The 13,598-nt window shown below is 72.0% G+C and carries 15 protein-coding genes, 3 tRNA genes and 1 pseudogene; 10 read left to right on the top strand and 9 right to left on the bottom strand.

The window, feature by feature from the left end; all coding sequences use genetic code 11:
- The coding region (locus tag VGD85_RS02200; protein ID WP_331061817.1) for a hypothetical protein at positions 1-194 on the top strand (194 nt) is incomplete at its 5' end.
- On the opposite strand, the gene VGD85_RS02205 is transcribed toward VGD85_RS02200, so the two are convergent.
- A tRNA-Arg gene (locus VGD85_RS02205) sits at positions 181-256 on the bottom strand. The genes VGD85_RS02200 and VGD85_RS02205 overlap by 14 nt on opposite strands.
- A 432-nt stretch (positions 257-688) precedes the next feature.
- On the opposite strand from VGD85_RS02205, the gene VGD85_RS02210 reads away from it, so the two are divergent.
- Together VGD85_RS02210 and VGD85_RS02215 are read left to right on the top strand one after the other, a co-directional pair.
- Positions 689-2,533 (top strand): phosphoenolpyruvate carboxykinase (GTP), encoded by a 1,845-nt coding sequence (locus VGD85_RS02210; RefSeq protein ID WP_331061818.1) that lies wholly within the window; start codon positions 689-691, stop codon positions 2,531-2,533.
- A gap of 124 nt (positions 2,534-2,657) precedes the next feature.
- On the top strand, positions 2,658-3,698 hold the full coding sequence (locus VGD85_RS02215) for a LuxR family transcriptional regulator (RefSeq protein WP_331061819.1): 1,041 nt from the start codon (positions 2,658-2,660) through the stop codon (positions 3,696-3,698).
- 136 nt (positions 3,699-3,834) lie between these two features.
- On the opposite strand, the gene VGD85_RS02220 is transcribed toward VGD85_RS02215, so the two are convergent.
- The 5 genes from VGD85_RS02220 to VGD85_RS02240 all read right to left on the bottom strand — a co-directional run bounded on the left by VGD85_RS02220 (position 3,835) and on the right by VGD85_RS02240 (position 7,026).
- Positions 3,835-3,966 (bottom strand): hypothetical protein, encoded by a 132-nt coding sequence (locus tag VGD85_RS02220; RefSeq protein WP_331061820.1) that lies wholly within the window; start codon positions 3,964-3,966, stop codon positions 3,835-3,837.
- A gap of 378 nt (positions 3,967-4,344) precedes the next feature.
- Positions 4,345-5,103, bottom strand: a complete 759-nt coding sequence (locus VGD85_RS02225) for a helix-turn-helix transcriptional regulator (RefSeq protein ID WP_331061821.1) — start codon at positions 5,101-5,103, stop codon at positions 4,345-4,347.
- 329 nt (positions 5,104-5,432) lie between these two features.
- Positions 5,433-6,014, bottom strand: a complete 582-nt coding sequence (locus tag VGD85_RS02230) for a helix-turn-helix transcriptional regulator (RefSeq protein WP_331061822.1) — start codon at positions 6,012-6,014, stop codon at positions 5,433-5,435.
- A gap of 359 nt (positions 6,015-6,373) precedes the next feature.
- Positions 6,374-6,466 (bottom strand) — tRNA-Ser (locus VGD85_RS02235).
- 86 nt (positions 6,467-6,552) lie between these two features.
- On the bottom strand, positions 6,553-7,026 hold the full coding sequence (locus VGD85_RS02240) for a hypothetical protein (protein ID WP_331061823.1): 474 nt from the start codon (positions 7,024-7,026) through the stop codon (positions 6,553-6,555).
- A 110-nt stretch (positions 7,027-7,136) separates the two neighbouring features.
- On the opposite strand from VGD85_RS02240, the gene VGD85_RS02245 reads away from it, so the two are divergent.
- From VGD85_RS02245 to VGD85_RS02255, 3 genes are all read left to right on the top strand, one after another.
- Positions 7,137-7,520 carry a hypothetical protein gene (locus tag VGD85_RS02245; RefSeq protein WP_331061824.1) on the top strand — a complete coding sequence of 128 codons (384 nt, stop codon included), beginning with the start codon at positions 7,137-7,139 and terminating at the stop codon, positions 7,518-7,520.
- 54 nt (positions 7,521-7,574) lie between these two features.
- A tRNA-Ser gene (locus VGD85_RS02250) sits at positions 7,575-7,659 on the top strand.
- A gap of 185 nt (positions 7,660-7,844) precedes the next feature.
- Positions 7,845-8,639, top strand: coding sequence for a hypothetical protein (locus VGD85_RS02255; RefSeq protein WP_331061825.1), 795 nt, complete (start codon positions 7,845-7,847; stop codon positions 8,637-8,639).
- A 14-nt stretch (positions 8,640-8,653) separates the two neighbouring features.
- Here VGD85_RS02255 and VGD85_RS02260 read toward each other — a convergent pair whose 3' ends face one another.
- The 3 genes from VGD85_RS02260 to VGD85_RS02270 all read right to left on the bottom strand — a co-directional run bounded on the left by VGD85_RS02260 (position 8,654) and on the right by VGD85_RS02270 (position 10,843).
- Positions 8,654-8,887, bottom strand: a complete 234-nt coding sequence (locus VGD85_RS02260; RefSeq protein ID WP_331061826.1) for a biotin/lipoyl-binding carrier protein — start codon at positions 8,885-8,887, stop codon at positions 8,654-8,656.
- Positions 8,888-8,975: 88 nt separating this feature from the next.
- Complete coding sequence (locus tag VGD85_RS02265) at positions 8,976-10,046, bottom strand: hypothetical protein (RefSeq protein WP_331061827.1); 1,071 nt, start codon at positions 10,044-10,046, stop codon at positions 8,976-8,978.
- A gap of 11 nt (positions 10,047-10,057) precedes the next feature.
- Entirely contained in the window at positions 10,058-10,843 is a 786-nt protein-coding gene (locus tag VGD85_RS02270; protein WP_331061828.1) for a carbon-nitrogen hydrolase family protein, read from the bottom strand.
- Between the two features lie 36 nt (positions 10,844-10,879).
- Between VGD85_RS02270 and mobA the strand changes: the two genes are divergently transcribed.
- From mobA to VGD85_RS02290, 4 genes and pseudogenes are all read left to right on the top strand, one after another.
- On the top strand, positions 10,880-11,461 hold the full coding sequence (gene mobA / locus VGD85_RS02275) for a molybdenum cofactor guanylyltransferase (RefSeq protein WP_331061829.1): 582 nt from the start codon (positions 10,880-10,882) through the stop codon (positions 11,459-11,461).
- Between the two features lie 52 nt (positions 11,462-11,513).
- Positions 11,514-11,864, top strand: coding sequence for a DUF6457 domain-containing protein (locus tag VGD85_RS02280; protein ID WP_331061830.1), 351 nt, complete (start codon positions 11,514-11,516; stop codon positions 11,862-11,864).
- Between the two features lie 50 nt (positions 11,865-11,914).
- Complete coding sequence (locus tag VGD85_RS02285; RefSeq protein WP_331061831.1) at positions 11,915-12,892, top strand: NAD(P)H-quinone oxidoreductase; 978 nt, start codon at positions 11,915-11,917, stop codon at positions 12,890-12,892.
- 29 nt (positions 12,893-12,921) lie between these two features.
- Positions 12,922-13,479 (top strand): annotated as a pseudogene (locus tag VGD85_RS02290) (bacterial proteasome activator family protein); the annotation flags it as partial.
- Positions 13,480-13,598: the final 119 nt, after the last annotated feature.

The following is a 13,598-nucleotide window of genomic DNA, read 5'->3' on the forward strand; positions in this document are numbered from 1 at the left end:
GTCAGGCCACGTATTCGGTGAAGACGCCGGTGCGCTTCTCCAGGGTGGGGCGTGGCCCGAATCGTGTCGAAGATCTGCGTGCCGACCGAGCTGGTGCCCCGTTCCATGGCGATCTTCTCGGCGCGTCGGGCCGAAATGACGAAACCGCAGGCCAGCGGGGGAACTGCCTGCGGTTTCGTTTGGCGCGCCCGTAGGGATTCGAACCCCAAACCTTCTGATCCGTAGTCAGATGCTCTATCCGTTGAGCTACGGGCGCCCGCCGCACACCGAGGTGAGCGACGCGACGAGGATAGCGGACCCCGTGACCGCGTCCGAAATCGGTACCATCACCGCGGCCCCGGCGCCGCCGCCGGAGGCACCCCGGGCGGGCGCTGGGACGCCCGCCGCAGCCGGCGTACTTTGACCCGAAAAAGGCTCAACAGAGCCTGATTCGGACCACTTCGCGAGGTCTGTGATCCAGCGCACGCACCGTTGAACGATCCAATGTGCTGGGTCCGATTTGCGGGGGTACTGTCGCCGCACCCCAGGGGTCCCGACGGCGGTCCCGGCGTCGCCTCCCGGGTCCCAGCAAGTCGCCGTCGACGACGCCGAGCGATCCGTACCGACTCCACGACACACCGTCGACCAGGTCGACGGCCGGCGACCCCGCCCCGGGGGTCGCCGCGAATCCGCGAGAGGGAACCAGGCCATGACCGCCGAGACGCAGGCACCGATCACCGCACCTACGACCCAGTTGTCGGGCCCGCCCAGCACCCACCCGGGCATCCTCGACTTCGTCACCGAGGTCGCCGCGATGACGCAGCCCGCCAACATCCACTGGTGCACCGGCTCGGACGAGGAGTGGGTCGCACTGACCGACGCCCTGGTCGCCAGCGGCACCTTCACCCGGCTGAACCCCGACCTCAAGCCGAACTCCTTCCACGCCGCCTCCGACCCGATCGACGTGGCGCGCGTCGAGGACCGCACCTACATCTGCTCCGTCGACGAGCGCGACGCGGGCCCCACGAACAACTGGATGGACCCGCAGGAGATGAAGTCGCTGATGCGCGACCTCTACGCCGGCTGCATGCGGGGTCGCACGATGTACGTCATCCCGTTCGTGATGGGCCACCTCGACGCCGAGAAGCCCATGTTCGGCGTGGAGATCACCGACTCGGCGTACGTCACCGCCTCCATGCGGGTGATGGCGCGCATGGGCAGCAACGTGCTGGCGCGCATGGAGGAGCTGAACGCCGAGTTCGTGCCGGCGCTGCACTCCGTCGGTCACCCGCTGGAGCCGGGCCAGGCCGACGTCGCGTGGCCGTGCAACGACACCAAGTACATCGTGCAGTTCCCCGAGGAGCGGGCGATCTGGTCCTACGGGTCGGGCTACGGCGGCAACGCGCTGCTCGGCAAGAAGTGCTACGCCCTGCGCATCGCCAGTGTGATGGCCCGCGACGAGGGCTGGCTCGCCGAGCACATGCTGATCCTCAAGCTCACCTCGCCCGCCGGCGTGGTGAAGTACGTCGCGGCCGCGTTCCCCAGCGCCTGCGGCAAGACCAACCTCGCGATGCTCAAGCCCACGATCCCCGGCTGGAAGGTCGAGACGCTCGGCGACGACATCGCCTGGATGCGCGTGGGCGAGGACGGCCGGCTGTGGGCGGTCAACCCCGAGTACGGCTTCTTCGGCGTCGCGCCGGGCACCAACGAGCACACCAACCCGCACGCGATGAGCACGATCAACAAGGGCAACTCGGTGTTCACCAACGTCGCCCTCACCCCCGACGGCGACGTCTGGTGGGAGGGGCTGGAGAACACCCCCGCGAAGGCGACGTCGTGGAAGGGCGAGGAGTGGACGCCGGAGAGCGACTTCCTCTCCAGCCACCCCAACAGCCGCTACTGCACCCCGATCAAGCAGTGCGACATCCTGGCCGCCGAGTACGACGACCCGCGCGGCGTACCGATCGACGCGATCCTGTTCGGCGGTCGCCGCAAGACCACCGTGCCGCTGGTCTTCGAGGCACGCGACTGGACGCACGGCACGTTCCTGGGCGCCACGCTCTCCTCGGAGACGACCGCGGCCGCGGTCGGCGCCGTGGGCGTGGTGCGTCGCGACCCGATGGCGATGCTGCCGTTCATCGGCTACAACGCGGGTGACTACTTCAACCACTGGATCACGGTCGGCAAGGACAACGACGCCGCCAAGCTGCCGCGGATCTTCTACGTCAACTGGTTCCGGCGCGACGCCGACGGCGGCTTCCTGTGGCCGGGCTTCGGCGAGAACAGCCGGGTGCTGAAGTGGGTCGTGGAGCGCATCGACGGCCAGGCCGCCGCGGTCGAGACGCCGATCGGTCACGTGCCGACGCCCGAGTCGCTGGACACCGAGGGCCTCGACATGTCCCGCGAGGACCTCGAGGCGGCGCTCGCCGTCGACGTCGAGGAGTGGCGAGCCGAGGTGCCGCAGATCCAGGAGTGGTTCGAGAAGTTCGGCGACGACCTGCCGGCCGTGCTCTGGACCGAGCTCGACGGGCTGCGCGCCCGGCTGGGCGGCTGAGCGCCGCCACCCGCAGTCCCACGAGGGGCCTCGTCCGATGCCGGGCGGGGCCCCTCGCGCACGGTACCTGTGGAATCATCGCTCTCACTGGCATCACGGGGGGTGTGCGAGAGGGGTGGGGAGCGTGGAGACCTTCGGGCCCGAGGAACGCGCTCTGTTCGAGGGCGCCGGCACCGCGCTGTTCGGGGAACTGGTCCTGACCGCCGGTCTCCGCGCCGACGATCCGCGCATTCTGCCCGGCGGAGAGTTCGGCGAGGCCCTCGAACTGCTCCGCCGCATGGGCTTGGCCAAGCTCAGCACGGACGGTTCGCAATGGGAGGCGCAGGATCCATCCGCTGTGCAGTCACGTGTGGTCTCGCCATTGGGCCAGGAGGGTGCGCGCCTGCTCAATGAGTCGTCGCGGTGGGCGAACGCCTTCGGGTCTCTCAACCACGCGTGGAAGAGGGCGCCGCACGCCGTCGTCGGGGGGCCGTTCACCTATCTCGAGACCGAGCAGATCGACCCCTTCATCGCCTCGCTGGTCGCCGAGTGTGAGGAGGAAGTGCTCACGGCCCAGCCGCAGGCCATCCGCGACACCAAGGCACTGCCCCACGTCGTGCTGCGCGACACCGCGCTGCTCGAGCGTGGCGCCAAGATCCGCACGCTCTACCAGCACAGTGCTCGTCGGAACAACGTCACCCGCAAGTACGTCGCGGCCGTCACCGAGCGTGGCGGTGAGGTTCGCACGGTCGACGAGTTCTTCAACCGGATGATCATCGTCGACCGGCAGGTCGCGATCATTCCCAGCAAGGAGACCCTGCGGGTGGTCGTCGCCGTGCGGGAGCCCTCCGTGGTGGCCTACCTGGTCGACGTCTTCGAACGCTCGTGGGAGCGTGGTCGACCGTTCAGCAGCCGCGAGGCCTCGGTAATGCGGGACATCGCGGCCGAGCAGCGATCGATGACGCTCCGGATGCTGATCGAGGGCCACTCCGACCCCGTGTCGGCCAAGCGACTGGGGGTCAGCCCGCGCACCTACGCCGGGTACATCTCCGACCTCAAGGAGGAGTTCGAGGCGGAGACCCGCTTCCAACTCGGCTACACGATTGGGACGCTCGGCCTCACCGGCCAGGACGAGGACGACGTGGACGACGCCGATGGCGCGGAAGACCAGGCACTTGAGAATTGATGGGAAGACACGACGAAGGGCAGCGACCCGAGGTCACTGCCCTTCGTCGTGGTGGTCGAGCCGGGCCGGGGGGGTGGCACTGGGACCGAACAAGTGGGGGTGAGTTGGGTCCCCGACTCGACCTAGCTGGTGAGCGTCAGCGCGTGCCGCCGGGGATGGTGCGGTACGGCCAGCTGGTGTCGGCCTGCGCCGGAGCCGAGATCGACACCAGACCGATGCTGAGCGCGGCGGTCACGAACGCGACGGCGACCTTGCGAGCAATGTTCATGTTCCCTCTCCACCTTCTACGCGAGCCCCACGGAAGACCCGGTGCCCCTAGTGTGGGCGCGCGCGTGTGCGGCGGGCGAACAAACGGGTGCCTCAAGAATCTGCATTGCATTTTTCTGCAACCGCCAGAACGCTTCGCACCCGCCCTGGCCGGGTACCAGCGCGGGGCACTGGCGGAGCCGGGGCCCACCGGTCGGACCATCCCCCGTGGCAGTCCCACCGACGGGCCCGGCGGCTCCGGTCGGCAGAGTAGTCAGAACTGCACCCGGCCGTCGCGCGAGTTGCAACAACCTGCAACGCGGCAAGCGGCGGCGGAGCCGGACCGCGATCCCCCGACTTCATCGAGGTCGCGGTCCCACACGCGAGCGACGCGCGGGGCTCAGAGGTCGCGCAGCAGTTCCTTGACCCGGATGCCGGCGGCGAACCGGGACCGGACACCCAGTGCGTCCATCAGGTCGGCGATGTCCGAGCGGACCGTCCGCACACTGATGTCGAGGGTCTCGGCGATGGCCTCGTCACGGGTGTCCACGGTGAGCAACGCCACCACCTGACGCTGGCGGGGGGTCAGCCGTGACAATCCCGTCGGGACGCCCTCCTCCGCCGGGATGGACGCAGCCAACGCCGCGTGCCAATAGCGCCAGGCGGCGTCTAGGCAGTCCGGAGCGGTGACCTCCATGATCGACGACTCTTCGTTCTCACACGGTCCGTTGAGGAGGACGTAGCGCCGGTCGATGACCTTCATCTGCACCGGACAGACGCCGAGCCGGTACTCCCCGACCTCCTCGCCGGCCAGCAGGCACCGACTCTCCGGGCCGGTCGCCTCGATGCTGAACAGACTGATCATCTGAAGCCCGTCGGCGATCAGCCGTCGGTTCTGCGGGAGGCTGATCTGCAGCTGCGGCACGAACCCAGCCGGTTTGACGGAGAGCAGATCGCGCCACCGGACACAGTCGTCGCGCATCCACCGGTTGAGGTCGGCGTTGCTGCCGGCGGCGACCACGGTCGCTCCGCAAGACTCGCCCCGCTCCAGCCGAGCCACGACCTCGCTGCGCCGGACCTGGAGAACCGCAGCGGCGTCCAGCGCCGCCTGACGCAGCTCCGCCGGAATCCGCGCGGCAAAGCTGTCGTCGACCGCCACCTTGTCCGCCATCGATCCTCGAACCCCCGAAACCGTTCTGCTCCCACCCAGGCTAGTCACCGCTCTCCGTCGACGAGGCGAGACGGGGAAACTCCGCGGACACCGGCGGTCCGAAACCTCGTGCCATCGCACGGACGGTGAACGCCCCGGCCGGGGTCCGCGCTGTTGGGCCGTTCGGGCCAGGACTCACGTCGCCCGGGTCCATGACGCCCGCACGTTGAGCGGGTCGAGGACAAGCCAATCGGGCGGCTTCCACTGCCCGCCTCCTCCGCCACCCCTTCAGCCCGTGCCAGACCCCGAAAGCTGGACGTCCGAACCCGTCAGCGCGCTCACGCCTCGCGCAGCAGCTCCTTGACCCGGGCACCGGCCGCGAACCGGGAGCGGACGCCGAGCACCTCCATCAGGTCCGCGATGTCCGAGCGCACCGTGCGGACGCTGACGTCGAGCGCCTCGGCGATGGCCTCGTCTCGGGTGTCGACGGTGAGCAGCGCCACCACCTGGCGTTGGCGCTGGGTCAGCTGCGACAGCCCGGCAGGGACGCCCTCCGTGGCAGGGAAGGACGCGGCAACCGCGGCGTGCCAGTAGCGCCACGCGGCGTCCAGGCACTCGGCCGCCGTCACCGCCATCACCGTCGTTCGGTTCCCCTCGGCCGGCCCACTGAGGAGCACGTAGCGGCGGTCGATGATCTTCATCTGCACCGGGCACACGCCGACGCGGTACTCGCCCTCAGGCTCGCCGGCGAGGAGGCAGCGAGCCTCGGCGTCGAGGCCGTCGAGGTGGAAGAGGCTGACCATCTGGAGACCGTTGGCGAGCAGCCGCCGGTTCTGCGGAAGGCTGGCCTGCAGCTGCGGCACGTAGCCGCTCGGCTGGATCGACAGCAGGTCACGCCACCGGCGGCAGTCGTCGCTCATCCAACGGTTGATGTCGGCGTTGGTACCACCGGCGACGACAGTCGCCTCACACGGCAGGCCGCGGCTCAGTCGGGTGACGAGCTCGCTGCGCCGTACCTGGAGGACCGCCGCCGCATCCAAGGCCGCCTGCCGCAGCTCCCCGGAGATTCGCAGGCCGAGACCCCCACCGACCGGAACCTTGTCCACCATCGATCTACGAACCCCCGAAACCGTTCTGCTCCCACCCAGGCTAGTCACCGCTCCCCGCCGGCGCGGCGAGTCGGGGAAACTCCCCGGACACCGGCGGTCCGGAACCACCGACCGGCCGGCACAGACGGCGAACCGCCCCGGCCGGGATGCTCGCGGCGGGGCGGTTCGGCTGGCGGAGGCGGCGGGATTTGAACCCGCGAGAGGGGTTTGCCCTCAACCCGCTTAGCAGGCGGGCGCCATAGACCGGACTAGGCGACGCCTCCTCGACAGCCCGGACAGGCTACAAGGCGGCGGGGCCGACGACCAATCAGGGCCCACGCCGGGCCCCGCGGCGTACCTCACCGCGCCCTCAGAGCGGGCGCAGACCCTGGCCGTCCTGGAGGTGACGCTGGAGATCGCGGACGAACTCCTCGCGGTCGGCGGCCAGTGCCTGCACGGGGATCGTGGTGGTGCGGCCGTCGGAGAGCCGCAGCACCACCACCGGGATCCCCCCGGGGCTCGCGGTGCCGGCCTCCGCGACCTCGCGCCACCGGGCCTCGGTGACGCCGGCGCCGCGGATCAGCCGCACCCGGTAGCCGTCCTGGCCCAGGTGGACCACCGCCACCCGCTGGGCGACCACGACGGCGGCGACGAGGACCCCGACGACCCCCAGCACCACGACCACGAGGAGCACCACGAAGGGCAGTCGCAGGAGCGCCACCAACACGGTGGCCACGACCAGGAGCACCGCGAGGACGACGAGCAGCACCCCCACGAACCGCGCGGCGAACGCCGGGGCGAGCCGATAGTCGGACGTCTGGGGGTCGGGATTGGCAGCGGCCATGCCTTGATTGAACAAGACACCGGATTCACAGGCTGCAGTGGGTTGTGGTGGGGGCCGACGCGGGTGACACTCGAATCTCCCCCATCGCTCCGGGCCACCGGGAGGTTCCGATGACCGTCACCACGACCGGGATGTCATCCGCACTGCAGGGGCTGCGCCGGGCCCTGGAGTCGTTGAACGAGCCAGGAGTGTCCGAAGGCAGCTGGAGATGGGCGGTGCGCCAGCAGATGGCGCGGGTCCGCGACACCCTCCTCGAAGAGGCGCAGTACGCCGACGAGGGGTGGCTGATCGCCCGCACCGGCAGTGTCCTGCGCGAGCGCACCGCGCTGCTCGGCCGCCTCAGCGCCCTCGGCCCGGCCGTGCTGGAGAGCCTCGACGTCGAGCCGGTGCGCGCCGAGCTGGACCGGCTGGTCGTCGACATCGGCCGGCACGCCCAGCGGCTCCACGACCTGGCCTACGACGAGGTCGAGCTCGAGCTCGGCGGCTCGGAGTAGCCGCCGGGAGGTCCGCCCCTACACTCGTCGGGTGCCCCGGGCCCGCCCGGGCACGGAGGGGTGCCGGAGTGGCCGATCGGAACCGCCTTGAAAGCGGTCGTAGGGAGACCTACCGCGGGTTCGAATCCCGCCCCCTCTGCGGTGAGCTGCCCGAGCCTGAGCGTGCGAGGGCTCGGATCCAGCAGCCAGGTCGAGTAGGCGCGCGAGCGACGAAGGAGCTCGCGACCGCCGTATCGACCCAGTCGCGCCGCCGGCGTGTCCACGATCGTCCGAGATCACGCCGACCCGCCCTCCGGCGCGGCGCGGGATTCCTACGTTGTCGCCATGAACCGCCTCGTGGCCCTCGCGCTCCCTCTCGTCTCGGCCGTGCTGATCTCCCTCGTCCCCGGCGGCACCGCCCATGCCGCCGACCCCGACACCGCGCCGGTCATCCAGACCGCGGGCCTGAGCACCGAGACCGGCGGGCTCTCGGGGTACCTCCCCATCTCGTGCGTCGTGCGCGTCGAGTTCACCGACCAGACCCCGAGCGACGCCGAGGACTACGCGATCTCCGTCGAGGGACGAGACGGGGCCGGCGCCTCCCACCAGTACGACGGACTCGGCCAGCCGGTCCCGGATGCGTTCACGATCGGGCTTCCGTGTGGTGACCTCGCCGACGGCCAGCACACCGTGACGGTCCGAGAGCACCCGGGCGAGGCCCAGGCCACCGAGAGCGAGCCCGCCGCGTTCTCCTACCGCGTCATCGACCACCCGAGCCGGCTGGACGTGGCCGTCCCCAAGGTGCGCGGCACCTACTCGGTGTACGCCGGCCGCAGGTACCGCCTCCGGCCGCAGGGCACCTGGGAGGCGCGGGCCGACATCTCCACCCGCATGTGGACCTCCAAGCGGCGCTCGGTCTTCACCTCCGACGACTGGACGGCGAACACCTCCGGCAAGGCGGCGGTCGTCTCGGTGGACTCCGCCGACGCGATGGTCGCGACGTTCAGGGTTCCCCGGCGACTCGCCGGCCGCTGGCTCTGGATCTCGGTGCTGGGCCGCACCGGGGCCTGGGGGGCGGACGGCGTCGCGGACTACCGCTACACCTTCATCCCACTCAAGGTCCTGCCCCCGAAGCGGTGACGCCGCCGTGCGGGTCAGCTACGCACGATCTCCACGAGCACGTCGCCCTCCTGGACGACGTCGCCGGGGGCGACCTTGACCGCCCGCACGACACCCGGAGTCTCGAGCAGCACGGGGATCTCCATCTTCATCGACTCCAGCAGCACGACGGTGTCCCCGGCCGCGACCGCGTCCCCGGGCGCGACCGCGACGCTCAGCACGTTGGCCACCATCTCCGCCACGATCTCGCTCACCTGCTCGCGCGCCATGCTGCGAACGTAGCGGCTACTTGCCCGTAGCCCCCACCCGAGGCCTCACGACCGGCTCACGGCGAGCTCACGGCGGGCACCGGAGCGGTCACAACAGGGCCCGGGTCCGGCTCGGCTCGGGCCGCAACGCGGCCGCCTCCTCGTCGCGGCGGCCCCGTCGGCCCCGCCCGCCGGCGGGGCCCGTGAGCGCCAGGTCGAGGCGGATCAGGACCAGACCGAGGACCAGGCCGACCACGACGCCGTACAGGGCCGAGAGACCGCTCTCCAGCATCGAGATCGAGGGGTTGACCAGCGCGACCGCGACCGGGAGCGTCGCGGCGACGCCGAACGCGCACACCCACCAGCCCTGTCGCCGCCGGGCTCGCATGTGCGTGCCCCAGGCGAGCGCGGGGACACCGAGCAGGGCCTCGAGAGGCCGCGGGAACGCCCCCAGGTGGTCGCGGCTCCAGTCGGCGACGTCGAGCAGGGAGTCGATCAGACCCGGGGTGCCGTAGCGGCGCAGCAGCTCGGCGTAGGCCAAGATCACGGCCAGCAGGACGCTGCCGACCAGCACCGTGACCACCCCGCGGCGGCCGAGCCCGTGGAGGCCGGCGCCGAGCCGGTAGACCAGGGCCAGCGCGCCGAGGAAGGACAGCGCGAGGGCGGCGTACTCGAAACGCTCGACCGTGGCGACCGGCTCGAACCCGACGGTCGCGAGCGCGCCGACGGCGGCGACCGCGACCGCGATCAGCACCTCCCGCACGACGTGCACGAACCGCACCGCCGGCACCGTGACCATCACCGCCAGCACCGCCGAGACCGCACACGTCAGCACCGCCGCCCCGGTGCGCAGCGAGTCGTCGTCGCTCACGACCGCCACCACGCCGAGCACGAGCGCCAGCAGTCCCACGACGATCGGGCGCCCCCCGGTGCGGGCCGCGAGCGCCCAGGAGTACGCCGTCACCACGGCGATCGCCCCGGCGCCGCACAGCCAGCCCACGTCGACCTCGGCGACGCACGCGACCAGCGCACCGAACCCGGCGAGCACCACGACCGTCCACACGACGACCGGAACCCAGGAGCTCGCGACCCGCTCGGCACGGGTGCGCAGACCGGTCGCCGCGCGGGCGCGGCGCGACGGCGGCCGCTCGGCTCGGCGACGCGGGGCGGACCTGGACACGGGAGGTCAGGTTACAGACGCCGGTTGGCCAGCGAGGGGTTGGTGGCCCGCGCCCGCGTGAGCGTCTCGAGGTCCACGGTCGCCCGCACGACGGTGGCCTCGTCGCCCGCCTCGGCGAGCACGTCGCCGAGCGGGTCGACGACCATCGAGTGGCCGGTGTAGCGCGGTCCCGGCTGGCCGGCGGCCGCGACGAACACGGTGTTCTCGATCGCGCGCGCCCGCAGCAGCGTGCGCCAGTGGTCGACCTTCCGGGGGCCGGCCACCCAGGCCGCCGGCACCAGCAACAGCTCGGCCCCGGCGTCCACGAGCGCCCGGGCCAGCTCCGGGAAGCGCAGGTCGTAGCAGGTCATCAGGCCGACCCGGAACCCGCCGACCGTCACGACGACCACCGGCGACGTCGGGCCGGGCGTCAGCCGGTCGGACTCGCGGTAGCCGAAGGAGTCGTACAGGTGCACCTTGCGGTACGACGCGGTCGCGGCGCCGCGGACCACCAGGGTGTTGTACGGGCGGGCCGGGTCGGGGCCCGTCTCGAACATGCCGGCCACGACGGTGGTGCGCCGCTCGGCGGCCACCCGGTCGACCTCGGTCGCGAACGGCCCGGTCACGGCCTCGGCGTACGCGCTGACGTCCGAGCCCGCCTCGCCGAAGTCGCGGGCGAACGCCTCGGGGAACACCACGAGGTCGCTGTCGGCGGGCGTCAGCTCGGCGAGCAGCCGGCGGTTGGCCTCGGGCTCGAGGCCGGAGGCGTGCTGGACCAGGGCGATCCGCAGGCGCGCGGGGGTGGTGTCGGGGGGCACGCAGCCAAGCGTGCCACCGCCTGGGAGACTGCCGGCATGGTCCTCCCCCCGGACGCCGTGGGCTTCTGCGCGATCGTGCTCGCGGGCGGCCGCGCCGCGCGGCTGGACGGCGCCGACAAGGCGTCGGTGGAGTACCTCGGCCGGACCCTGCTCGAGCACGCCCTCGAGGCGCTGCTCGACGCCGCCGAGGTCGTGGTCGTGGGCGACCCCGTGCCGACCACCCGCCCCGTGACGTTCGTCCGCGAGAGCCCTCGGTACGGCGGCCCCGTGGCCGGGCTGCTCACCGGCCGCGACGCGCTGGTGCGGGTGCCGCGCACGCTCGGCGTCCTCGCGGTCGACATGCCGCGGGTGACGTCGTGGACGTTCCGCCGGCTGTACGAGGCCGCGGCCGGCCACGACGGCGCGTTCCTCACCGATGCCGAGGGCCACCGGCAGCTGGCGGGGGTCCTGGACCCGGCCCGCCTGGACGAGGTGCGGCCCGACCACGAGGGCCAGCACGGCATGGCGTTGCGGCGGTTGCTGAGCGGTCTCGACCTGGTCGACGTGCCGCCGGAGGGCGACGAGGGACGCGACGTCGACACGTGGGCGGACCTGCGCGACCTGGGACCCGACCTGTGAGACTCGTGACGAGGGGTTGCGGGCCGCGCGACGAGACGGAAATCTGTGCCTCGTGAACCTCCACGACTGGATCGACGAGTTGAGCGACGTGCTCGATGTGGACACCGAGCTCGACGAGGCCCTGGTCCTCGACCTGGCCCGCGCCGCCGCTCACAACGTCGCCCGGCCGGCGGCGCCGATCACGACGTACCTCCTCGGGTTCGCCGCGGGCTCGCAGGGCGCGGATCCCGAGGCCGTGGAGGCCCTCGCCGCCAAGGCGCAGGCCCTGGCCGACGGGTGGGACCGGCCGGCCAACGCGCCCGACCCCGACGACATCAACGACCCCGTGCCCGACGACAGCGTCGTCGACCACTCCGGCGACGTCTTCGAGGACGAGCAGGGCGAGGACGACGACGAGGAGTGACCGACCGGGCGGTCGCCGGCGGCCGGGCAGCAGCCTCCTAGGCTGACCGCATGCGTGCCGTGATCGCCGATGGGGCCGGCGGCCCCGAGATCCTGTCCGTCGCCGAGCTGCCGGACCCGGAGCCCGGACCCGGCGAGGTCGTGCTCGCGGTGGCGGCCGCCGGGCTCAACCGCGCCGACCTGCTGCAGCGGCAGGGCTTCTATCCGCCGCCACCGGGCGCCTCCGACGTGATCGGCATGGAGTGCAGCGGCACGGTCGCGGCCGTCGGCGAGGGCGTCTCCGGCTGGTCGGTCGGTGATCCCGCGTGCGCGCTGCTGGCCGGGGGCGGGTACGCCGAGCGGGTCGCCGTACCGGCCGGGCAGCTGATGCCCGTGCCCGACGGCGTCGACCTGGTCACCGCCGCCGCGCTGCCCGAGGTGGCCTGCACGGTGTGGTCGAACGTCTTCATGGTGGCCGGGCTCCAGCCGGGCGAGGCGCTCCTGGTGCACGGCGGCGCGGGCGGCATCGGGACGTTCGCCCTCCAGCTCGCCCACCACCACGGGGCGCGGGTGCTCACCACGGCCGGCACCGCCGAGAAGCGGGCCGCCTGCGCGGCGCTCGGGGCCGACGTGACCATCGACTACCGCGAGCAGGACTTCGTGGCCGAGACGCGGGCCGCGACCGGGGACCGGGGCGCCGACGTGATCCTCGACAACATGGGAGCGAAGTACCTCGACCGCAACCTCGACGCGCTCGCCACGGAGGGCCGCCTCGTGATCATCGGCATGCAGGGCGGCACCCGCGCCGAGCTCGACATCAACAAGCTGCTGCGCAAGCGCGGCGCGATCATCGCGACCACGCTGCGGGCCCGTCCGGCCGAGGAGAAGGCGGCGATCTGCGCCTCGGTCGTCGAGCACGTGTGGCCGCTCGTGGCCGACGGCCGGGTCCGCCCGGTGGTGCACGGCACGATGCCGCTGGACCAGGTGGCGGCCGCGCACACGCTGATGGAGTCCGGGGAGCACAGCGGGAAGATCCTGCTCACGGTCTGAGGCGAACGACGGATGGATACGGTGGAGGCATGAGCGAGCAGGGCGGACAGGACGAGCAGGAGCAGCAGGTCGTGATCATCGGGCCCGACGGGCAGCCGATGGGCTCGGTGCCCGCCTCGGCGCTGCAGCCCGAGGAGGGCACGGGCGGCGAGGAGGGCGACGAGCGCGCCATTACCGACCTCGTCGAGCAGCCGGCCAAGGTGATGCGGATCGGCAGCATGATCCGCCAGCTGCTCGAGGAGGTGAAGGCCGCCCCGCTCGACGAGGCCAGCCGCAACCGGCTCCGGGAGATCCACCAGGCCTCGATCAAGGAGCTCGAGGCCGGGCTCGCGCCCGAGCTCGTCGAGGAGCTCGAACGCCTCGCGCTGCCGTTCACCGACGACACGGTGCCCTCCGAGGGCGAGCTCCGGATCGCCCAGGCCCAGCTTGTCGGCTGGCTCGAGGGCCTCTTCCACGGCATCCAGACCGCGATCTACGCCCAGCAGATGGCCGCCCGCGCCCAGTTCGAGCAGATCCGGCGCGCGCTGCCGCAGGCGATGACCCAGGCGCCCGGCCAGCCGCACCCCGAGGGCCAGGCACCGCGCCCGCCGGCTTCGCGCGTGCCGCCGCACCCGGCGCCGCCGCGGTGCTGGTCGGCCTCCTCGGCCTGGTGGTCGTACGCCGCCTGGCTCGCCGCTGACCGACCCGGGGTCGGGTGCCTCTCAGA

It is taken from the genome of Nocardioides sp. (assembly GCF_036401255.1).
In the GTDB taxonomy this organism is placed as follows: domain Bacteria; phylum Actinomycetota; class Actinomycetes; order Propionibacteriales; family Nocardioidaceae; genus Nocardioides.